The following is a 21,087-nucleotide window of genomic DNA, read 5'->3' on the forward strand; positions in this document are numbered from 1 at the left end:
TCGCGGGCGCTGACGTCGGCTTCCTGCCACGATGTGCGAATGACCGGTGTCAGACGCACACGCATTCAAGCGGTCACCGAGGACGCCTCGGTAACCCAGCTGGAACTCTTCTTCGACCTCGTCCTGGTCTTCGCCTTCACCCAGGTGACCGATCTGGCGGCCCACGACGTCACCGCGCTCAACATGCTGCGGGCGGTCCTCGTCCTGGCGGTGATGTGGTGGGTGTGGATCGCCTACGCCTGGCTGGGCAATGTGGTGAAGGCCGACGAGGGGCTGGCCCGGGTGGCGATGTTCGCGGCCATGGGCGCGGGACTCATCGTGGCCGAGGTGATTCCCGAGGCGTTCCACGACATGCCGGGCGGCTGGTACGGACCGCTGGTATTCGCCATCGGATATCTCGTGATCCGGCTGGTTCATCTGGGGATGTTCTGGTTGGCCAGCACCGAGGACCGGCAGTTGCGCGGGCAGGTCGGCCGCTGGGCCGGCGGCTCGATCACCATCGGCACCGCGCTGCTGATCGTGGCGGCGGTCGAACACGGCACCGTGCAGATCGTGCTGTGGATCGCGGCCATCGCCGGCGATATGGTCTGGACCTTCTTCGCCGGCAACGACTGGCGCGTGAATTCGGCCTCGCATTTCGCCGAGCGGCACGGCCTGATCGTGATCGTCGCGCTGGGCGAATCGATCGTCTCCATCGGCGTCGGCGTGGCCGGGCTGCCGATCTCGTGGCCGATCACCGTGGGATCGCTGCTGGCACTCGCTGTTTCGGGCCTGCTGTGGTGGGCCTACTTCGACGTCGCCGCGACCGTCGTGGAACGCGCGATGACCGAGGCCTCGGGCCCGCGCCGGATCAAGATCGCGCGCAACTGCTACACCTTCTGGCATTTTCCGATGGTGGCCGGCATCGTCGCCATGTCGCTCGGATTGAAGAAGACGCTCAACTATCTCGGCGGTGCGGCCGGGCATACGCTGCAGGATCGGCTGCACGGCATCCCCCTGTGCGCGCTCTACGGCGGCGTAGTGCTGTACCTGCTGGCACTGGTGGGTTTCCGGCACTACGCGACCCGGGTGGTGCTGTGGCCGCGTCTGGCCACCGCGGCGGGGCTGGTCGCCCTGATTCCGTTGGCCGGACAGCTGCCTGCGATGGCTGCGCTCGGACTGCTGTGCGCGGTGCTGACTGTGCTGATCGTCTGGGAGACAGTGCGTTACGCGCAACCGCGTGACGAGGTCCGGCACGCCCACTGAACCGATTGCCGGGTTACCGCCGTCCGAGATCCGGTGAAACACGCTGCTGCAGTTTGTGATCCACCGTTTCCGGCACATGTCCGCCCTGCCGCACCGCGTCCCGCATCTGATTGATGTTCTCGCGCAGCACATCTCCGACCAGTTCGTCGGTGCGGGGGTCGGCGAGCACCTGGAAGATGATCCGGAAACTGGTGTCGGCGATGCCGCGGAGGATCTCTTCGTGGAACGGCAGGTAGCGCACCCGCCCGACCGCCGGATCGTTCTTGATCAGCTCGAGGATCATCGCGTCGAGTTCGTCCCGGTTCTCCTCCAGCGCCGCGGCGATATTGCGGGTGTACCGGCCGCGGCGCAGCACATCGGCCACCTCCTCCAGCACGGCCATGGTGACCGGGCGCCGGACCGCGTCGACGATCACGCCGACCGAGCGGTTCACGACCGCGGCGGTGACCCGGTCACCGAAGGCGCGGTCGGCCACGCGCGCCAGCCGGACCAGGATCACGACGATGCGCAGCAGCCGGAATCCGCGGAAGAACGGGCTGGTCACCGGGATCATGCCCAGGACCTCGTACCAGTAGACGAACGGGAACGTCCACGACCAATCCGCCCGCCGCCAGCGCCACAGGAATTCGAGGGCGAAGACCGCGCAGATCGACGTGTCGACCACCACGATCACGTGATACGTGTGCTGCGGCACGGTGAAGAAGGTGATCCAGGTGACCAGACCCACCGAGACCACGGCGAGCACCAGCATCAGCAGGTCGGTCCACAGCGCCGGCGGCTTACGCGGATATTCCTCGGGTAACGATCCAGCCGGGTACTGCGCCACAACGGTCCCTTCCACATCGAACGGGTACCCGCCGAGAGTAGCGGCATCGACGGCGCCGGCAAGCCGCCGCGAGTTCCGTGTGGCGCGAATCAGTGCCCGGCGCGGATGATCGCCTCGACGTTGCGTTCGGCCAGCGCGGTGATGGTCAGCGACGGGTTGGCCGCGCCGGTGCTGCCCGGAATCGCCGCACCGTCGACCACGTACAGCCCCGGATAGCCGTTGACCCGGCCGTAGTTGTCGGTGGCCCGGCCCAGGACCGCACCACCGAGAGGGTGCGCGGTGAACGGGGCGTTCGCGTCGTAGCCGAGCGCCTGGTAGTCGAACAATGCTCCCGACCGCTCCGCGATGCGCTGGTCGACCGCGCGGCAGGCGGCCACGATCCGATCCTGGGCCGCACGCGGCCAGCTCAGCGCGGCGGCGTCGCGCGCGGCGTCGTAGGTGATGCGAGCCCGGGTCGGATCGATCACCAGCCCGAGCGAGGCCAAGGCACCGGTCTCCACCGGAATTCCCGGGATGTACCAGTTCTCCAACGTCAACGGCATGCCGGATTCGTCGAAGATCCGGCTGGCGCTCGGCACGCCCTGGCCCAGCCCCGAGAGCCGGCTCTCACCGCGGGCCAGTGCGACGTCGCCGTTGGTACCCCACCCGTCGCCGACATGTTCGTCGAGATTGGGCAGTGCGCCGGTGGCGCGAGCCCGGACCAGCAGCTCGGTGGTGCCGATGGATCCGGCGCCGAGGAACAGCTTGTCGCAGGTGAGCGTCCGGGTGCCCAGCACCCGGCCGGTCGGATCGAGCTTGGTGACCTGCACGACGTAGCGGTCACCGTCGCGGCCGATGCTGTCCACCCGCTGCCCCGCGAACACCGACGAGCGGCCGGTGGCATGCGCGTACTTCAGGTAGTTCTGATTGAGGTCGAATTTCGCGCCGTTCGAATTGCCGAGATTGCTGCGGGCCGCGATGGCCGACGCCCGCGTGGCGCCGGCCAGTTCGGCGCGCACCGTATCCCATTTGAAGATGGACTCGCTGGGCTGCGGCTCGTATCCGGCCGCGCGCACCTGCTCGTCCCACATCCGGGAATGCGCGAACGGAGGCGAGTTGTAGATATCGGCCGGCATGACCGACAGGCCGAGCATCTGCCGCACACGCGGATAGTAGGTGCGCTCCAGCTCGGTGTAATCGACTGTGCCACCGAAGATCTCGTCGAAATGTCGGCGCTCCGGGGCGATCATGCAGCCGGAGAAGATCACCGATCCGCCGCCCACGGCCGCCGCGCGCCACACATCGATGCCGTCGAATTCGGTGACATCGAGGACGCCGCCGAAATCGGCGAAATGCATGGCGACCTTGGTGACGCCGGTGAAGCTGGTGCGATGCCAGAATCCGCGGCCGTCGGGCAGATCGTCACCGGTGAAGATCTCCCGCCACGGATCGTTCGGCCAGCGCGACCCGCGCTCCAGCACGGTGTTGGCGATACCCGCCTCGGCCAGTCGCAAGGCCGCGACCGCGGCGCCGAATCCGGATCCGATCACGATGGCCTCGGTGTGCTCCGGTGGATCCGGCTGCGGGACGAAGATCTCGGACACCCAGTTGCGGAACATCCCGTCCCACGCCGGATCGGCGGTGGCTGTTCCGGTCTCGCGCAACGCGCCCGTGGCACCCAGCAAAACCGCAGCACCGGCCGCCTGTAAAAAGGCACGTCTCCGCACCGGCCACCTCCCTCATCACGCATGGCCGCGCGCGAGATTACCGCCGAACTTCCTATCTCACAACAGGATCGGCGCCGGGGACCGCGGTGTTACATACGCGATCGCTATATCACGTAGTAGGCGACTCAGGCGCGCAGACGCTCGCGACGCAGCCGGTCGACCTCGGGCAGGTCGAGCGGTTCCAGTTCGCGACCGCCGAGGGCCCGCGTGAGCAGGTGGTCGGCCAGTTCGGGGTTGCGGGCAAGCGCCGGGCCGTGCATGTAGGTGCCGATCACCGAACCCTGCACCACGCCCTCGAGACCGTCGCCGACACCGTTGCCGACACCCTTGGTGACCCGGCCCAGGCCGGTCGCGTCCGCCCCGAGAGTCGTTCCGCCCCGGTGATTTTCGAAACCGGTGAGCGGCTGGGTCAGGCCGGCGAGCAGCGGCGTGGTGGCCACCTCGCCGATGGACCGGACCCGCTGCGGCGCGGTCGTCACGTCGAACAGGCCGACACCGTCCACACGCTCGCCGGCGGAGGTTTCGTACCAGTTGCCCAGCACCTGGATCGCGGCGCAGATGGCAAGTACCGGAACACCTTTCGCGGCGGCGCGCTGCAGGCCCGGATAGCGCTGCAGATGCCTGGTCGCCAATCGCTGCGCGGAGTCCTCGGCGCCGCCGAGGGTGTAGATGTCGAGCGTCTCCGGCACCGGGTCCGCGAGCGTGATCTCCACGATCTCGGCATCGATGCCGCGCATGCGCAGCCGCTGCCGCAACACCAGCGCATTGCCGCCGTCACCGTAGGTGCCCATCACATCGGGCAGCACCAGCCCGATGCGTACCGTCGATTCAGCCATTACCGATTTCCGTCCAGATCGCGATTCAAATCCCGGAAGGCGGTGTAGTTGGCGAGCACCTCGACCCGCCCGGGGGGACAGGATGCGATGGCACGCAACGGGTTCGGCACGGTGGTGTGCTCGACGCCGGCGTAGGTCAGCCGCACGCCCAGGTCGGTGGCGCGCTCGCCCGCCGCGACCACCTGGGTGCCCTCGAAGTGCTCGAAGCGCACGTCCCACAGCCAGGACAGATCCTCGCCGTCGGGAACCTGGCCGTTGACCGCGATCACCAGACCCGTCGCGTCGGGGTCGATCATGGACAGCGCCTCCTGCCAGCCGGCCGGATTCTTGGCCAGCAGCAGGCGTGCGGAGTGCTCGCCGACCTGCACGGTGCGGTAGCGGCCGGCGATCTCACGAACGGTTCCCGCCGCCTGCGCCGCGGTTTCGGCATGTCCGCCCAGCGCGACCGCCGCGGCCACCGCCTGCGCGGCGTTGCCGCGATTGGCGCGGCCCGGAAGCGCAAGGTGCAGCGGCAGTTTCAGCCCGTCGGGCCCGCACAGATACTCCGCGTCGACCCACCACTGCGGTTCCGGGCGCCGGAAGTCGGCACCGGTGCTGCGCCAGTGGTTGCCCTCCCAGACGATCGGTTCGCCGCTGCGCGGGCAGCTGGTGGCGTCGACCGCCCAGCCGCTGCCCGCCGACACCCAGACCACGTTGGGATGGTCGTAGGCGATCGAGGTGATCAGCACGTCGTCACAGTTGGCGATCAGCACGGTGTCGGGGTGGCGGGCCATGCCCTCGCGCAGTTTGCGCTCGATCATGTTGATCTCGCCGACCCGGTCGAGCTGATCGCGGCTCAGATTCAGCAGCACCACCGCGGCTGGGTTCAGCGCGTCGGCGACGTGCGGCAGATGCAGCTCGTCGACCTCGATGGCGGCCAGCGGCGCGGTGCGGTCGACGCTGAGCGCGGCGACGATTCCGGCGTCCATATTGGCCCCGTCGGCCTGGGTGACGACGCGGCCCAGTTCGGCCAGCGCGGCCGCGGTCATCCGGGTCGTCGTCGACTTGCCGTTGGTGCCGGTCACCAGCACCGTCCGCCGATCGCGGCCCAGCTGGGTCATGATGTCGGGGGCGATCTGCAGGGCGATCAGCCCGCCGATCATCGACCCCTTACCGCGTCCGGCCTTCTGCGAGGCCCACGACGCCGCTGCCGCCGCCCGCAGCGCCAGCCGTCCGCGCACCGAGATGTCTGCCACCACGCGAGTGTATTGGTGGCGAGACACTCGCGCGCGAGCGGCCGATGTGATCTGCGACCGACAGCCGGGAGCCGGTCAGTAGAGCATGCGCCGGTAGTTCTCCGGCGAGTAGTAGTCCCGCAGTTCTTCCAGCGATTCGGTGGTGTTGCGCTGTACCTCCTTCACCAGGACCGCATGGCTGGGCAGCGAGTCCTCCGGCCAGTGTTCCGGCCGCCACAGGTCACTGCGCAGCAACGCCTTGGCACAGTGGTAGAAGATCTGCTCGATCGCCACCTCGATGGCGAGGATCGGCCGGTGGCCCTTGACCACCATGTCGTCGAAGTAGGGCGCCTCGCGCAGCAGCCGTGCCCGGCCGTTGATCCGCAGCGTCTCGTTGCGCCCGGGAATCAGGAACAGCACGCCGACGTGCGGATTGGACAGGATGTTGAAATATCCGTCGCCTCGGCGATTGCCCGGCCGCTCCGGGACCGCCAGGGTGTGGTCGTCGATCACGTGCACGAATCCGGCCGGATCGCCCTTCGGCGAGGCATCGCACCGGCCATCGGCGTCGCTGGTGGCGAGGACGGCGAACGGCGCGGTCGCGATCCACTCCCGGTCGCGCGGATGCAGGCGCGTCCGTTCCTTCGTCGCGGCGCGCGGCGCCGGTTCACCGAGCAGTTCCCGAAGTTCCGCGGCGCTGGTGATCTCGCTCATCACCCCATTGAACGCGCGAGATCCGCCGCCCGCCACCTACATCGGGACGTCGAACATGTTCGGCCGGCCGGCCGCGTAGCGCGCACGGTCGGCCTCGCGCAGCGGCTCCAGCTGCGGCGCCCGATACAGTTCGAACAGCCGGCAGCGGGCGGCATTCGAGCCCGCGACGTCCAGCAGCGCGTTCACCGCGGTGCGAGCCGCCTCGCAGGCGCCTTCCATCGTCGCGAGATCGATGTTCGTGCGTACGTAATCGCCTGCGAGGAAAAGGTTTTCCAAGGCTCCGTGCGCATTCGGGCGCGCCGCCCACGAACCGGCGGTGTTGATCAGCAGCGGGTCGGCGTTGGTATTGCGGTTCTGCCCGGCATCCCAGCTCACGCCGGTATCGAGGAACCACGACACCAGGTCCGAATCCTCCAGCGCGGCACGACCTTCCAGATGCTTCTGCAACTGCGCCCAGACCTCGCGGGCGATTTCGTCGTGGGTGCATTCGATCGCCGGCTTGCCGTACAGGATGCCCGGCGTGTTCCAATCCGAGATGTCGACCGAGAGGCAGTCCCGGATGGAACCGTCGCCGGATTCGGAAAGCCTTGTGCGCGACCAGAACTGGTTCTGGGCGATGGAGGTGAGCGACCACGGGGAGTCGACGTAGGCGGTATGGCCGCGCGCGATCTGGGTGGGGCGGCGCAGATAGAACTGCATTCCGCTCATCCAGTTCACCACCAGGTCGTCCATGGCCGCCAATTCCGGCTGCACGGCCAGAATCTCCGGCGTCCACAGCCCACGGGCGACCTCGACCGGTACCGCGAGCACGAAGTAGTCGGCGTCGACCGCGCGCTCGCCGCCGCTGCCGCTGCCGCCGGCCACCCGGGCGCCCGAGATGCGCCGGTCGCGCACGTCCAGCCCGCGCAGTTCGGCGGTTTCGAAACGCACCCCCAATCCGCGCAGATGCGCCACCCACGGGTCGATCCAGGCCTCGTTGGTCGGCCCGTTCAGCAGCCGGTCCAGCGGTCCGTCGTTACCGGTCTCCAGCGGATTGCCCAGGAACTGCTCACCCATGGCACCGATGGTGCGGGTACTGGCGTGATCATCCTTGGCCGCGACCAGCAGTGTGGTGAGCGTGCGCGACATCAGCATGCGGAATTCCTGCGAGCGGCCGCGGGCGCCCACGAAATCGCGCCAGGCGAGTTTCTCCCATTCGCCGAAACGGCGATCGTCGCAACTCGTATTGAACACCAGCAGCCGATTGGCGAAATACGCCGCATCGGTCATCGGCATCTTCATCGAGGTGGAGATCACCGAGGCAACGGTTTGCCGGAAATCGTCCGGAGTGGCCCACGGCTTTCCGGCGCGGCCCATCGGCACGATGGTGTCGTCGGCGCCGGCGCGGGAAAAACGCGCCTCGGCGGCCGGGACCAGATTGTCCCAGACACCGTTGGCATTGCCCGCGAACGGAATTCGCCGCATGGTGTCGGGAATGTGGTGATAGAAACCGGGGAAGAATCGGAAACCGTGTTCACCCGGCAGGTCGGACCGGCCGTCGCGGCCACTGCCGGGCACCGGAATGCTGCGCGCCTTACCGCCCAGCGCCCGGCGTTCGTAGACCGTGACGTCGAATCCGCGTTCGGCCAATTCGTGCGCCGCGGTCAGTCCGGCGACGCCACCGCCGAAAATCGCGACCCGCCGACCGGGGTCGGCATTCGCACGAATCGGGCGCGCCATGGCGCCCGCGGTCAGCACACCCGCGCCGGCCACCCCGCGAAGTACCGTCCTTCGCGAGACGACCCCGTATTGTTCTGCCATCTATCGGGACCTCCACACCGCGGGTAACTGTATGCGGTGCGGCCGGGACCCGTATCGATTGGGGTGACAATCACACCGGGCACCAATTCGGCGGAGGAAATCCCCGCAGAAAAGTACCCGGCGCGATCAGTAGCCCTGCGGACCCGGATAGTGACTCTGCGGTCCCGGGTACTGCGTCTGCGGCCCCGGGAACGGCGGCTGCGGGACGTGATATCCGAAATCGTCGGCGACCATGGCCGCCAATTCCAACAGCGCCCGGCGGGTGGGCTTGCTGACCAGTTCCAGATCGATCTCCGCGCCCTCGGCGAGATGATCGTCGAACGGCACCACCTGCACCGCGCGGGTGCGGTCGAGGAACAGTTTGCGCAACTGGTCCAGATCGACGGTCGAGGCGCCGCGGCGAGAGGCGTTGACCACCACCACGGTCCGCTCCACCAGTTTGCTGTAGCCGTGGTGCTCGAGCCAGTCCAGCGTCGCCGAGGCACTGCGCGCGCCGTCGATGGCCGGGGAGGTGACCAGGATCAGCGAGCTCGCCATATCCAGCACGCCGGCCATCGCCGAATGCATCAGGCCGGTACCGCAGTCGGTGAGGATGATGTTGTAGAACTGCTGCAGAATGCCGATCGCGCGCCGGTAGTCGGCCTCGCTGAAGGCCTCCGAAACGGCCGGGTCCTGTTCGCTGGCAAGCACTTCCAGCCGGCTCGGCGCCTGCGAGGTATGGGCCCGCACATCCGAGTAGCGGCTGATGTGCTGATCCTCGAGCAGGTTGCGGACCGTCGAGCGGGTCTGGCGCGGCACCCGGTGGGCCAGGGTCCCGAGGTCGGGATTGGCGTCGATGGCGATCACGCGGTCACCGCGCAGCGAGGCGAAGGTCGACCCCAATCCGACTGTGGTCGTGGTCTTTCCGACGCCGCCCTTGAGCGACAGGATCGCGATCCGGTAGTCGCCGCGTACCGGCTGATTGACCCGATCCACCAGTTCGCGGTAGATCACATCGGCCGACGATTCGCCCGGGTTGATGGCGCCACCGGTCACCTTGTGCACGGCGCGGCGCCAGCCGCTGCGCGGTGAACGCCGCGCCCGCTTGAGCAGATTCAGGTCGTTGACCGAATTACCCGGCTGCACGGGCTGGGTCATGTGCTGCGGCTGGAACGTCGACTGCGGCTGCTGCTGGTAGCCCTGCGGCAGGTGCTGTTGCGGTCCGGGACCACCCTGCCAGCCGCCCTGCTGCTGCGGTTGATACTGCTGGGGCTGCTGCGGCGGAGTCGAGGGCAGCGGCGGCGGCGCCCAGCTGAAGATCTGGCCGCCGGCATCGGCGTCCGCGCCCTGCTGCTCGGGACCGGACGGCGGTCCCTGCCGGTCGTCGAAGACCCGGCGGACCATGCCGTCGGCGCCGATCTCCTGGCGGATCTCACCGTACGGGGTCTCCTGCCGGACCTCGCCGTATCCCGGCTCGCCGGCACCGGAGCGGAAGCCCCCGTGCTCACCCGGGTTGCCCTGCGCGGCGAAGCCACCCGGGTCGCCCGGATTGCCGTGCGGCGCGAATCCACCTGGCTCACCGGGGTTTCCGTGCGGCGGGAAACCACCGTGCTCACCGGGAGGCGCGAAACCGTTCTGCTCGCCCGGAAATCCGCCCGGCGCGAAGCCACCCGGTTCGCCGGGATTTCCGGGAGGCGGGAAACCCCCCTGCTCACCGGGGAATGCCGCCGGTGCGAAGCCTGGTTCGCCGGGATGACCCGGCGGCGGGAAGCCACCCTGATCGGCGGGGGCGCCCGGCGGCGCGAAACCCTGCTCACCGGGGAATCCGCTGGGCGCGAAACCCTGCTCACCGGGGAATCCGCTGGGCGCGAAACCCTCCGGCCCGGGTCCGCCCGCCCACGGCGGCGGGAATCCGTTCGGATCCCCCGGCGGGGCGAACGGACCGGAATGGTCGTTCATCGGGAAGCCCGGCGGGGCGAAACCCTGATTCGGCGGATACGGATTCGCACCCGGCGGTGCGAACGGCCCCGGCGCGAAGCCGCCCTGTTCGGGCGGGGCGAAGCCATCGGGCCCGAACTGCGGGCCGGGCGCAAACGTGGTCTGTTCGATACCGTCGGGCACCGGCGGAATGATCCCGGAGGCCGCGTGTTCGGGCTCCGCGGATTTCTCGGCGGGTGCGCCGGTCGGTTCGGATTCGGACGTCACGCTCGCCGTCCCGTCGGATGCCGTTGTGTCCGCGTCGGATTCGTCCGTCGACGGCAGCGAGGTCGGATTGTCCTGTTCGGCAGCTGTATCGCCCATTCCCTGCCCTTGCAACCAAGGCGGTGAAGTGGAGTTGTCGTTAGTCGTCACGTTTCCCCCATCTGCTCGACAGAGTTCGAGCAGAGAGCTCGCGGCCAATGCGCCACAACGCTAGCACGCTGGCCGAATACGGGTCCCCCGGTGAACAGCGTCCGCACCCCGTACCGGACCGGTTGTCGCAGAACAACGCCCACCGCCTTCCCGGCGGTGGGCGGTCCCGGCTGTCGAGCAGGTTGCCGCGCGCGAATCAGCGAGTGCGCAGTGCGCGGTTCACCGCGGAGACGACCGCGCGCAGCGAGGCGGTGGTGATGGAGGTGGCGATGCCGACACCCCAGGTCACCTTGTCTCCGATGGCGCATTCGACGTAGGCGGCGGCCTGCGCGTCGTCACCGGAGGACATCGCGTGCTCGGAGTAGTCCAGCACTCGCACGTCGTAGCCGATGGTCGCCAGCGCGTCGACGAACGAGGCCAGCGGACCGTTGCCGGAACCGACGATCTCCTGTTCGGCCCCGTCCACCTTCACCACCGCGGTGATGGTGTCGGTGCCGGAATCGGTTTCGGCGGCGGTCATCTTCTGCCGGATGCGCTCCAGCGGCAGCACCGGGTTCAGATACTCCTCGGCGAAGACGTCCCACATCTCCTTCGGCGTGACCTCGCCGCCCTCGCCGTCGGTGATCTTCTGAATCGCCTGCGAGAACTCGATCTGCAGCCGCCGCGGCAACACCAGCCCGTGGTCGGTCTTCATGATGTAGGCGACGCCGCCCTTGCCGGACTGCGAGTTCACCCGGATCACGGCCTCGTAGGTACGACCCACGTCCTTGGGATCGATCGGCAGGTACGGGACCTCCCAGATGATGTCGTCGACATCGGCGCCCGCGTCGTCGGCCGCGGTCTTCATCGCGTCCAGGCCCTTGTTGATGGCGTCCTGGTGGCTGCCGGAGAAGGCGGTGTAGACCAGATCGCCGCCGTAGGGGTGGCGCTCGTGCACCGGCAGCTGGTTGCAGTATTCGACCGTGCGGCGGATCTCGTCGATATCGGAGAAGTCGATCTGCGGATCCACACCGCGGGAGAACAGGTTCATCCCCAGGGTGACCAGGCAGACGTTTCCGGTCCGCTCACCGTTGCCGAACAGGCAGCCCTCGATACGGTCGGCGCCGGCCTGATAGCCCAGTTCGGCGGCGGCGACCGCGGTGCCGCGGTCGTTGTGCGGGTGCAGCGACAGCACGATCGAATCGCGACGGGCCAGGTTGCGGCTCATCCACTCGATGGAATCGGCGTACACGTTCGGCGTCGCCATCTCGACCGTCGCCGGCAGGTTGATGATCAGCGGCTTGTCCGGAGTCGGCGCGATGATCTCCGAGACCGCGTCACACACCTCGCGGGCGTATTCCAGCTCGGTGCCGGTGTAGGACTCCGGGCTGTACTCGTAGCGCCAGTTGGTGTCCGGATAGCGCTTCTCGATCTCCAGGCACAGGGTCGCGGCGTCGGTCGCGATCTTCTTCACCGCGTCGCGGTCGGCGCGGAACACCACACGACGCTGCAGGATCGAGGTGGAGTTGTAGAAATGGACGATCACATTGGCGGCGCCCTGGCACGCCTCGAACGTGCGCTCGATCAGCTCGGGGCGGCACTGGGTCAGCACCTGGATGCTGACGTCGTCCGGAATCGCGCCGTCCTCGATGATCTCGCGGACGAAATCGAAGTCGGTCTGGCTGGCCGACGGGAAGCCGACCTCGATCTCCTTGTAGCCCATTCGGACCAGCAGGTCGAACATGCGGCGCTTGCGGGCCGGGCTCATCGGGTCGATCAGGGCCTGATTGCCGTCGCGCAGATCGACCGCGCACCAGCCGGGTGCCCGGTCCACGACCTGGTTCGGCCAGGTGCGGTCGAAAGGAATGGGCGCAGCGTCGAATGCCGGGCTGCCGCCCGGGACCTCCTCCGCGAAGGGCCGGTACCGGAAGGTCGGCATCGAGGAGTTCTTCTGCTTGTTCCACGCGGGCTGATCGGCGGGCGCGGGTTTGGAGGGCGCGGTGATGGTGCGCGTTCCGGATACGAAGGCGTCAGCGGGTGACATGGCGTTTCTCCGAGGGTGTGGGTGGGTGTCCCAAGTTCTGGGGTCGACCGGCACTGCTGAACTCCGCGGCGGGAGCCGGTCCGATTCAGACCCCGTCGCGGCGGCCGAGGAGGAGTGCCCGCTGCATGATGTCGGCCAGTTTACAGGTCGGTCCGCGGCAGGGAAAAGGAGCCTCGCCACACCGCCACGTAGCCTGGCCGGATGAGTTACGACCACGTGCTGCTCCCCGCGGGCATCGCCACCTCGCCCGATGCGGTGGAGACCTACCTGGCCGCACAGCAGGGACGGCCGCAGACCGACGCCGTGGCGGCGATCGCGGACGAGGTGAACCGGCGCAACGAGGCCCTGCCGGAGGAAGAGGCGTTTCTCAGTGTCGCCGCCGGCGGCGAGGGCACCGGCGGCGCGCTGTACGTCGCCGCCCGCTACGACGCCATCGGCCATGTGCGTACCCTGCTGTTCGAGCTCGCGACCCCGCGTGACTACGCGCTCTACGATCCGCAGTTGAACTGGCTGATCGATCCGACCGATCGCATCGACGTCACCGTCACCCACGGCGGGGCGGGTGAATTCCCGTATCTGACCGAGCGCCTCGCGCATCAGTGGATCACCGAGCTCGCAGAACCGAATCCGTATCTGATCGTGGAACGCGACGATCACGTCTACATCCAGACCTATCGCGACGAGCCCGGCCTGTACACGCTGGAATATCGCGACGGCGGACCCGACCGGCATTTCGCGGTCCGGCTGGCGGACGGTGACCAGGTGGCGACACTGGTCTGGGACTGGACCGCCGGGGATCGGAGCCGTCTGGACGCGCTCGATTGGGAGGCGGTGACCTTCTGATCGGGGCTCACCCCGTGCTCAGAGCGTTCGCCGTCCCGACAGCGCGCGGCCGAGGGTCAGTTCGTCAGCGAATTCCAGGTCGCCGCCCATCGGCAGGCCGGAGGCGAGCCGGGTGACCGACAGGCCCGGGAAATCCCGCAGCATGCGCACCAGATAGGTGGCCGTCGCCTCGCCCTCGGTATTGGGATCGGTGGCGATGATCACCTCGGTGACATCGACACCGTCCTCCTGATTTCCGATGCGCGCCAACAGTTCTCGAATGCGTAGCTGGTCCGGGCCGATCCCCGAGAGCGGGTCCAGCGCACCGCCGAGCACGTGGTAGCGGCCGCGGAATTCGCGGGTGCGCTCGATGGCCTGGACGTCCTTGGGTTCCTCGACGACGCAGATCATGGTCCGGTCCCGGCGCGGGTCGGCGCAGATGCGGCACAGTTCGCCGTCGGAGACGGTCCCGCACACCGCGCAGAACCGCACACCGTCGCGCACCTTCTGCAGCGCCGACTGCAGCCGATCGATCTCCGGCGGCTCGACCGACAGCAGATGGAAGGCGATACGCTGCGCGCTCTTGGGACCGACGCCGGGCAGTTTGCCCAGCTCGTCGATCAGATCCTGGACCGGACCCTCATACACGGATATGTCCTATCGGGCCGCTCAGAACGGCAGGCCCGGCACGGAACCTCCGCCCATGCCGCCGGCGAGCGGGCCCAGCTTCTCGGCGGCCAGCTGCTGGGCGTTGGCCATCGCGTTGTTGACCGCGCCGACGATCAGGTCCTGCAGCGTCTCCACGTCCTCGGGATCGACGACCTTCGGGTCGATCTGCAGCGACTGCACCTCGCCGCTGGCCTTGATCGTCACCTTCACCAGACCGCCGCCGGCCTCACCCGCCACATCGGTCGCGGCGATTTCGGCCTGCGCGGCCATCACCGCCTGCTGCATCTGCTGCGCCTGCGCGAGCAGTGCCTGCATATCGAGCTGTCCACCAGGCTCCACGGTGATGTCCTCTCTGCGGGATGCGGATGTGCACCAGCGTAGTCACGTTTGGATCCAGCCCGGTACCGGCCCGGCCGGGCACCTTTACCATCGGAACAGGGGCCGGACGTCGGCACATGGGTCGGGCCAATCCGGTGGAGGCCGGTTATGTATCAGGATCAAGATCAACACATGTCTTCCGCACCTGCGCACACCACATCCGCACCCACGCCGCGCCGTGTCCGGCGGAGTTCGGCACTGACGGCCGCGGTCGCGCTCGCCGTTCTGGGGCACGGATCCGCCGTCTTGGCGCCGGCCGCGTCGGCGGATACCGATTACGGCGGCGGCTGCGTGCTCTACACCGACAATCCGGCGGCGACGGTCGACGCGCTGCGCAATCATTGTTCGGCCGAACAGCAGGACCAGATCTTCCGGGACGCGCCCCGCGGCGATGTGCCGACCGGGGTGACCAACGGCTGGGTGACCCGTCCGCCGGTGATGGAGGCGGTGGCGCCGACGTTCTGGATCGGCAAGAACTTCTCCACCGGACCCGACGGCGGCACCCTGACCAACCGGATCACCGCGGCCGGTATCGAAGGTTTTCCCGCCGACGTCTATTCCGGACCCGCCCGCCTGGACGGCCAACCGGCCTGGCTCCTGGACTACGCCCCCTCGATCACACCCCAGATCCTCGACGAGATCCGCCAGGTGACCCCCGGCGTCTGGTTCGGTTACTCCTGGTGGAGAGGGTTTTTCCAGACCACGCTGCTGCTGACGTTCGCCCTCACCGAGCAATAGGGCTTGACTCTCCCACTGCTGGAGGGTGTTCGCTTGTCCTCATGCCCGCGACAGTCTCCATCGGCGAGTTCTCCCGCCTCACCTACCTCAGTGTGAAAACGCTGCGGTACTACCACGAGATCGAGTTGCTCGAGCCGGTGTCGGTCGATCCCGGCTCGGGGTATCGGCGGTATTCGACCGCGCAGGTGGAACAGGCGCATCTGATTCGCCGCCTGCGTGATCTGGATATGCCGATGCCGCAGATCCGCGCGGTCCTCGCGGCGCCGGACCGAGCCACCCGCGATGCCGCGCTGGCCGCGCATCTGGAGCGGATGGAAGCGGAGTTGCTGCGGACGCGTGATGTGGTGGCATCGCTGCGGGCGCTGCTGTCCCCCGGTGCGCCGATCGACGTGCAGTACCGCCTGGTTCCGGAGTTCGCCGCCGTGACGATTCGCGCACTGGTGTCGCGGGCGGAGATCGGCGAGTGGTGCGGGGCGGTGTTCCCCCGCCTGTACGACGTGCTCGCGGCGGCGGGTGTGGCCCCGGCCGGCCCGAGCGGGGCGACGTATTCGGCGGACTTCTTCGAGAACGAGATCGGCGAGGTGGTGGCGTTCGCTCCGCTGGCAGCGGATCCGGGCGCCGCGTTCGACCAGCACCGCGAGGTCGCGGTGCGGCGATTTCCGCAGCGCCGCTTCGCGATTGCGATCCACGCCGGGCCGTTCACCGACTTCGATCGCACCTACGGCGCGCTGGGTTCGCATGTGGCCGAACACGATACCGCGCTGACGGAGCCGATCCGCGAGATCTATGTGGTCGGCCCGCAGGACTGCGCGGACCCGTCCGCGCAACGCACCGAGGTCTGCTGGCCGATCACACCGGCGTGATCGGCCGCACGCGACCTGCGGGCATATTCACGAATTTCCCACGAAGAGAGGACATTTCATGTCGATCAGTCTGGCCGCCGTCACCTTCGACTGCCGTGACGCCACCGCCCTGGCGAACTTCTACGCACAGTTGCTGGAGCGTCCCGTGGACGCGGACGCTACGGAGTATTTCGCCTCGATCGGCCGCGGTGACGGCAGCGGCCCGGCGCTGATGTTCATCCAGGTCCCCGACAAGACCCCGGGCAAGAACGTGGTCCATCTCGACCTGAGCGCACCGGACTGGCGCGCCCAGATCGAGCGGGCGGTCTCGCTCGGCGCCGAACACATCGGCGACTTCGACGAATACGGCGTGCAGTGGGTAACCCTCGCCGACCCCGAGGGCAACCTGTTCGACATCGCCCACCAGCACTGAGCTGGGCCCATCCCGCCGGAGCGAAGCGGAGGCAAATTAACCGAGCTCGCGCTTCAGGTTCTCCAGTACCTCGGCCTGGATCTTCTTCAGGCCGAGCGGGGCGAAGATGCCCTCGAAGAAGCCGGCGACCCCGCCCGCACCCTTCCAGCTGGTGCGGACCGTCACCAGCGAACCCTCCCCCGAGGGGGTGACGGTCCAGGTGGTGACCATCGTGGAATTCGAATCCCGTTCGGTCACCATCGAATCGGAGACCGAGACGACCGCGTGGACGTTGCGGGAGCGCTTCTGCGTCGCCTGCAGCGTCCATTCGGCGACGGTTCCGGCGCCCTTTCCACCTTCGAGCACCTTGTAGTCGTGGTAGTGCGAAGACAGGATGCGGGGCCGCACATCCTGGTAGTCCGCGATCGCTTCCAGCGCACGCTGCGGTTCCGCAGCGACGACGGTCGAGCTGGATGCACTGACCTGTCCCACAATGAGCTCCTAGTCGATCCGGGTTCGTTCGGGTTTATTCGGGCCGTTCTGCGGGGCTATGCTACGCCGCGTCCGGTGCAGTTCCGGACCGGCAGCCGCGGTTTCGCTCTGCCCAGAGCTACGCCCGGGGGGATGAGGTGTCGAACGTCGCTGTCGGCGCGCGCCGTGTCAACAACGTACTCAAGTGGGTCGGCGTCATGATCGTCGGCGTCGTCATGATCGTCGGCGCGGTCACGATGCTGAACAGTCACGGCAAGGTCGACTGCGGCGGTGAGACCATGCGGTCCGGGGACCAGTGCGTCCAGGTCGACAAACACGGCCACCGCACCACCCGCTCGATGGACGAGCAGGCGTCGGACAACACGCGGACCGGTTGGCTGCTGCTCGGTTTCGGCGTGTTGATGATCGTCGGCGGGGGTGTGTTCCTGGCCGGGGAACTGCGCCGCTCGGGCGGTTCCGGTCGGAAGAACGGTATGCAGGTGGTCGCGAATCCGGCCGCCTATCCACCCGCCGGCCCCGCCTATCCGGCGACGCATGCCACCCCGCCCGGCTATCCGTCCGGTTATCCCGCGCCCGGTTACGCGCCCGCCGGAACCGGCTACCCACCACCGGCGCCGGGCTATCCACCGAACTCGGGTCCGTCCGGTTACGCGGAATATCCGTCTGCCGCACCGTATTTCGCGCCGGGTGGACCCGCACCGAGCTACCCGCCGACGCCGCCCGGTTATCCGCCGGCCGCCCCGGAAGGGGCTCACCCCGGCCATCCGCCGCGCTGAACTCTTCCGTTGCACCGAGCTCGAGCCATCGCTCCGCCCCTGGACTGCTCCACATTCCACATTCACCGGCTGTCACCGGCGTGCCGGGAGCCCTCCGCAGAGCGGTGGCGACGGCGACGGGCGCGGTCCGCGATCATCGGCGCTCGAATACGGATCGGCCGTCGGCGCGGCGGACGGCCGATCGGGACCTTCTGCGGCAGCCGTTCACCCCGGAACCGGAACGCCCGTTCCGGGACCGGTGAAGAAATTCGACTGGTTCGTCACAAATCCGGAGGCAGCGTATAGCCGTACGATTCCGTCCGGAAATATGTCTGCGAGCTGGGCGGATGACCCACAAGTGCGGACCGGTCCAGTGATCGAACGCAATGCAACATATGCGTGAAGAATCGCGCCCACGGGTACCCTCGCGGTGGCCGGGGGAAACCGGGAGCGATAGCGTCAGGGGGTGGCAGTGAGTCTGGGGAAGGCCGGCCGCGCGCCGGCCGCACGCGAATCAGGTTTTGCCGCGCACCGAGAAGGTGTCGAGCGTCTGCTCGCCAGCTATCGTGCGATTCCTTCGGATGCCAACGTGCGGTTGGCGAAAAAGACGTCGAACTTGTTTCGCGCCCGGGCGAAGAACCCCGCACCCGGACTGGACGTTTCGGGTCTGAACCGGGTGATCGCGGTCGATCCCCAGGCGAAGACCGCGGATGTGGCCGGCATGACCACCTATGAGGATCTGGTCGCCGCCACCCTGCCGTACGGCCTGGCGCCCTTCGTGGTTCCGCAGTTGAAGACGATCACGCTGGGTGGCGCGGTCACCGGCCTGGGAATCGAATCGACGTCCTTCCGCAACGGTCTGCCGCACGAATCCGTCCTCGAGATCGATGTGCTGACCGGTGCGGGCGAGATCATCACCGCCACCCCGGACGGCGAATACGCCGATCTTTTCCGCGGCTTCCCGAATTCCTATGGCACGCTGGGTTATTCGACTCGGCTGAAGATCGAACTGGAATCGGTGCAGCCGTATGTGGCGCTGCGCCATGTGCGTTTCCACGATCTGCGCGAACTCGAAGCCGTCATGGCACAGATCGTCACCGACCGCAGCTACGACGGCGAGCGGGTCGACTATCTCGACGGCGCGGTATTCACCGCCGAGGAGAGCTATCTCGTCCTGGGCCGCCAGACCGACGAACCCGGCCCGGTCAGCGACTACACCGGGATGGATATCTACTACCAGTCCCTGCGGCACGACAGCGCCGAGCCCAAACGCGACCGGCTGACCATCCACGACTATCTGTGGCGCTGGGACACCGACTGGTTCTGGTGCTCACGGGCATTCGGCACCCAGAACCCGAAAATTCGCCGGTTCTGGCCGAAGCGATACCGCCGTTCGAGCTTCTACTGGAAGCTGATCGCGCTCGATCACAAATACAACATCGGCGACAAACTCGAGGCACGCAAGGGAAATCCGCCGCAGGAGCGCGTGGTGCAGGACATCGAGGTGCCGATCGAGCGCACCGCCGATTTCCTGCACTGGTTCCTGCGCGAAATCCCGATCGAACCGCTGTGGCTGTGCCCGCTCCGGCTGCGCGACAGTGCGGAAGTACCGGGGACACCCGAGGATCCGTCGCGTCCGTGGCCGCTGTATCCGCTGGAACCGGATCGCACCTACGTCAACGTCGGTTTCTGGTCGGCGGTGCCGAAGCAGCCCGGGCAGATCGAGGGTGCGGCCAATCGCGCGATCGAGGAGGAGGTCGCGCGCCTGGACGGCCACAAGTCCCTCTATTCGGATTCCTACTACGCAGAAGACGATTTCGCGCGCCTCTACGGAGGCGATCACTACGCGAATCTGAAAAAACGCTACGACCCCGATCATCGTTTGCTGGATTTGTATTCGAAGGCGGTGCAACGCAAGTGACGACATTCAAGGATTCCCAGCTGCCCCCGTTCTCGGAGCTGGGAACGAAACTCAGCATTGCCGAAATCTTCGAGACGCTCGTCGACGGCGGCGTCCCGATCCGGTTCTCCGCCTACGACGGCAGCAGCACCGGACCCGACGATTCGAAGTTCAGCCTCGAGATCACGACCCCGCGCGGCATCAACTACATCGCCACCGCACCGGGCGATCTCGGCATGGCGCGGGCCTATATCTCCGGTGATATGGCGGTCGACGGCGTCCACCCGGGCGACCCGTACGACATCCTGAGGGCGATGACCGATTTGAAGTTCCGGCGCCCCTCGGCGCTGGCACTGGTCACCATCGCGCGTTCGCTGGGCTGGGACGCCCTCAAGCCCATCGCGCCGCCGCCGCAGGAGACGCTGCCGCGCTGGCGGCGCATCGCGCTCGAGGGGCTGCGGCATTCGAAGAATCGCGACGCCGAGGTGATCCACCATCACTACGACGTGTCGAACCGGTTCTACGAACTGGTGCTCGGCCCGTCGATGACCTACACCTGCGCCTGCTACGCCGATGAGAACCAGACTCTCGAAGAGGCCCAGGAGAACAAGTACCGCCTGGTGTTCGAGAAGTTGCGGCTCAAAGAAGGCGATCGGCTGCTCGATATCGGCTGCGGCTGGGGTGGCATGGTCCGTTACGCGGCCCGGCGCGGAGTCAAGGTCATCGGCGCCACGCTGTCCAAGGAACAGGCCGAATGGGCGCAGGCCAAGATCGTCGAGGAGGGTCTGCAGGAGCTGGCCGAGGTCCGCCACAGCGACTACCGCGACGTCACCGAAACCGGTTTCGACGCGCTGTCGTCGATCGGCCTCACCGAGCACATCGGGGTGCAGAACTATCCGAGCTATTTCGGCTTCATCAAGAGCAAGCTGCGCGACGGCGGCCTGTTCCTGAACCACTGCATCACCCGTCCCGACAACACCCGCACGACGAAGGCCGGCGACTTCATCGACCGCTACGTCTTCCCGGACGGCGAGCTGATCGGTTCCGGCCGCATCATCACCGATATCCAGAACATCGGGCTCGAGGTGCTGCACGAGGAGAATCTGCGCCCGCACTACGCGCTCACCCTGCACGAATGGTGCAAGAACCTGGTCGCGAACTGGGACGAGTGCGTCGCGGAGGTCGGTGAGGGCACCGCCAAGGTGTGGGGCCTCTACATGGCCGGCTCCCAGCTGGGCTTCGAGCGCAACGTGGTGCAGCTGCACCAGGTGCTCGGAATGAAGCTCGGGGACAAGCAGAGCTGGGACGTGCCGCTGCGACCGTGGTGGAACGCCTGATCGTATCGGCACGAAAAGTGTTGCCCGCAGGCCGGATTCGCGTTGTC

The 21,087-nt window shown here is 67.5% G+C and carries 19 protein-coding genes; 8 read left to right on the forward strand and 11 right to left on the reverse strand.

What is annotated here, in order from left to right; translation table 11 throughout:
- Nucleotides 1–39: 39 nt before the first annotated feature.
- A complete protein-coding gene (locus NA3_RS21540; RefSeq protein WP_062965457.1) occupies nucleotides 40–1,245 on the forward strand; it encodes a low temperature requirement protein A in 1,206 nt (401 codons plus the stop codon).
- A gap of 13 nt (nucleotides 1,246–1,258) precedes the next feature.
- Here the strand turns inward: NA3_RS21540 and NA3_RS21545 are convergent, their stop codons facing one another.
- From NA3_RS21545 to leuA, 8 genes are all read right to left on the reverse strand, one after another.
- Nucleotides 1,259–2,086, reverse strand: coding sequence for a hypothetical protein (locus tag NA3_RS21545; RefSeq protein WP_062965458.1), 828 nt, complete (start codon nucleotides 2,084–2,086; stop codon nucleotides 1,259–1,261).
- 74 nt (nucleotides 2,087–2,160) lie between these two features.
- The gene (locus tag NA3_RS21550; protein WP_227995402.1) at nucleotides 2,161–3,735 is read right to left on the reverse strand and encodes a GMC oxidoreductase; all 1,575 of its coding nucleotides are present in this window, start codon (nucleotides 3,733–3,735) and stop codon (nucleotides 2,161–2,163) included.
- A 167-nt stretch (nucleotides 3,736–3,902) separates the two neighbouring features.
- Nucleotides 3,903–4,613: a type 1 glutamine amidotransferase gene (locus tag NA3_RS21555; RefSeq protein ID WP_062965460.1), complete on the reverse strand. Its 711-nt coding sequence runs from the start codon at nucleotides 4,611–4,613 to the stop codon at nucleotides 3,903–3,905.
- Nucleotides 4,613–5,848 carry a Mur ligase family protein gene (locus NA3_RS21560; RefSeq protein WP_062965699.1) on the reverse strand — a complete coding sequence of 412 codons (1,236 nt, stop codon included), beginning with the start codon at nucleotides 5,846–5,848 and terminating at the stop codon, nucleotides 4,613–4,615. Before NA3_RS21560 ends, NA3_RS21555 begins: the two co-directional genes overlap by 1 nt.
- Before the next feature lie 75 nt (nucleotides 5,849–5,923).
- Complete coding sequence (locus NA3_RS21565; RefSeq protein ID WP_062965700.1) at nucleotides 5,924–6,541, reverse strand: pyridoxamine 5'-phosphate oxidase family protein; 618 nt, start codon at nucleotides 6,539–6,541, stop codon at nucleotides 5,924–5,926.
- Between the two features lie 36 nt (nucleotides 6,542–6,577).
- Nucleotides 6,578–8,341, reverse strand: coding sequence for a hydroxysqualene dehydroxylase (locus NA3_RS21570; RefSeq protein WP_062965461.1), 1,764 nt, complete (start codon nucleotides 8,339–8,341; stop codon nucleotides 6,578–6,580).
- Nucleotides 8,342–8,467: 126 nt separating this feature from the next.
- Nucleotides 8,468–10,279, reverse strand: a complete 1,812-nt coding sequence (locus NA3_RS21575; RefSeq protein WP_128145675.1) for a MinD/ParA family ATP-binding protein — start codon at nucleotides 10,277–10,279, stop codon at nucleotides 8,468–8,470.
- Between the two features lie 589 nt (nucleotides 10,280–10,868).
- Nucleotides 10,869–12,695 (reverse strand): 2-isopropylmalate synthase, encoded by a 1,827-nt coding sequence (gene leuA, locus NA3_RS21580; RefSeq protein WP_062965462.1) that lies wholly within the window; start codon nucleotides 12,693–12,695, stop codon nucleotides 10,869–10,871.
- 201 nt (nucleotides 12,696–12,896) lie between these two features.
- Here leuA and NA3_RS21585 point away from each other — a divergent pair, with 201 nt between their 5' ends.
- Entirely contained in the window at nucleotides 12,897–13,538 is a 642-nt protein-coding gene (locus NA3_RS21585) for a hypothetical protein (protein WP_062965463.1), read from the forward strand.
- A gap of 18 nt (nucleotides 13,539–13,556) precedes the next feature.
- Here the strand turns inward: NA3_RS21585 and recR are convergent, their stop codons facing one another.
- Nucleotides 13,557–14,165 (reverse strand): recombination mediator RecR, encoded by a 609-nt coding sequence (recR, locus tag NA3_RS21590; RefSeq protein WP_039775474.1) that lies wholly within the window; start codon nucleotides 14,163–14,165, stop codon nucleotides 13,557–13,559.
- A gap of 21 nt (nucleotides 14,166–14,186) precedes the next feature.
- Entirely contained in the window at nucleotides 14,187–14,525 is a 339-nt protein-coding gene (locus NA3_RS21595; protein WP_084491761.1) for a YbaB/EbfC family nucleoid-associated protein, read from the reverse strand.
- A gap of 171 nt (nucleotides 14,526–14,696) precedes the next feature.
- Between NA3_RS21595 and NA3_RS21600 the strand changes: the two genes are divergently transcribed.
- The 3 genes from NA3_RS21600 to NA3_RS21610 are packed head-to-tail and all read left to right on the forward strand — an operon-like array spanning nucleotide 14,697 to nucleotide 16,577.
- Nucleotides 14,697–15,302: a hypothetical protein gene (locus NA3_RS21600; protein WP_128145047.1), complete on the forward strand. Its 606-nt coding sequence runs from the start codon at nucleotides 14,697–14,699 to the stop codon at nucleotides 15,300–15,302.
- A 41-nt stretch (nucleotides 15,303–15,343) separates the two neighbouring features.
- Nucleotides 15,344–16,165 carry a MerR family transcriptional regulator gene (locus tag NA3_RS21605; protein ID WP_062965465.1) on the forward strand — a complete coding sequence of 274 codons (822 nt, stop codon included), beginning with the start codon at nucleotides 15,344–15,346 and terminating at the stop codon, nucleotides 16,163–16,165.
- Nucleotides 16,166–16,223: 58 nt separating this feature from the next.
- Nucleotides 16,224–16,577 (forward strand): VOC family protein, encoded by a 354-nt coding sequence (locus tag NA3_RS21610; RefSeq protein ID WP_062965466.1) that lies wholly within the window; start codon nucleotides 16,224–16,226, stop codon nucleotides 16,575–16,577.
- A gap of 36 nt (nucleotides 16,578–16,613) precedes the next feature.
- On the opposite strand, the gene NA3_RS21615 is transcribed toward NA3_RS21610, so the two are convergent.
- Nucleotides 16,614–17,048 carry an SRPBCC family protein gene (locus NA3_RS21615; protein ID WP_062965467.1) on the reverse strand — a complete coding sequence of 145 codons (435 nt, stop codon included), beginning with the start codon at nucleotides 17,046–17,048 and terminating at the stop codon, nucleotides 16,614–16,616.
- Nucleotides 17,049–17,185: 137 nt separating this feature from the next.
- Here NA3_RS21615 and NA3_RS38730 point away from each other — a divergent pair, with 137 nt between their 5' ends.
- From NA3_RS38730 to NA3_RS21630, 3 genes are all read left to right on the forward strand, one after another.
- Nucleotides 17,186–17,824, forward strand: a complete 639-nt coding sequence (locus tag NA3_RS38730) for a hypothetical protein (RefSeq protein ID WP_062965468.1) — start codon at nucleotides 17,186–17,188, stop codon at nucleotides 17,822–17,824.
- Between the two features lie 445 nt (nucleotides 17,825–18,269).
- A complete protein-coding gene (locus NA3_RS21625) occupies nucleotides 18,270–19,724 on the forward strand; it encodes an FAD-binding oxidoreductase (RefSeq protein ID WP_062965469.1) in 1,455 nt (484 codons plus the stop codon).
- A complete protein-coding gene (locus tag NA3_RS21630; RefSeq protein ID WP_062965470.1) occupies nucleotides 19,721–21,040 on the forward strand; it encodes a class I SAM-dependent methyltransferase in 1,320 nt (439 codons plus the stop codon). The genes NA3_RS21625 and NA3_RS21630 overlap by 4 nt, the downstream gene beginning before the upstream one ends.
- Nucleotides 21,041–21,087 lie beyond the last annotated feature (47 nt).

The sequence above is a fragment of the Nocardia africana NBRC 100379 genome, from assembly GCF_001612635.1.
GTDB lineage: Bacteria > Actinomycetota > Actinomycetes > Mycobacteriales > Mycobacteriaceae > Nocardia > Nocardia africana.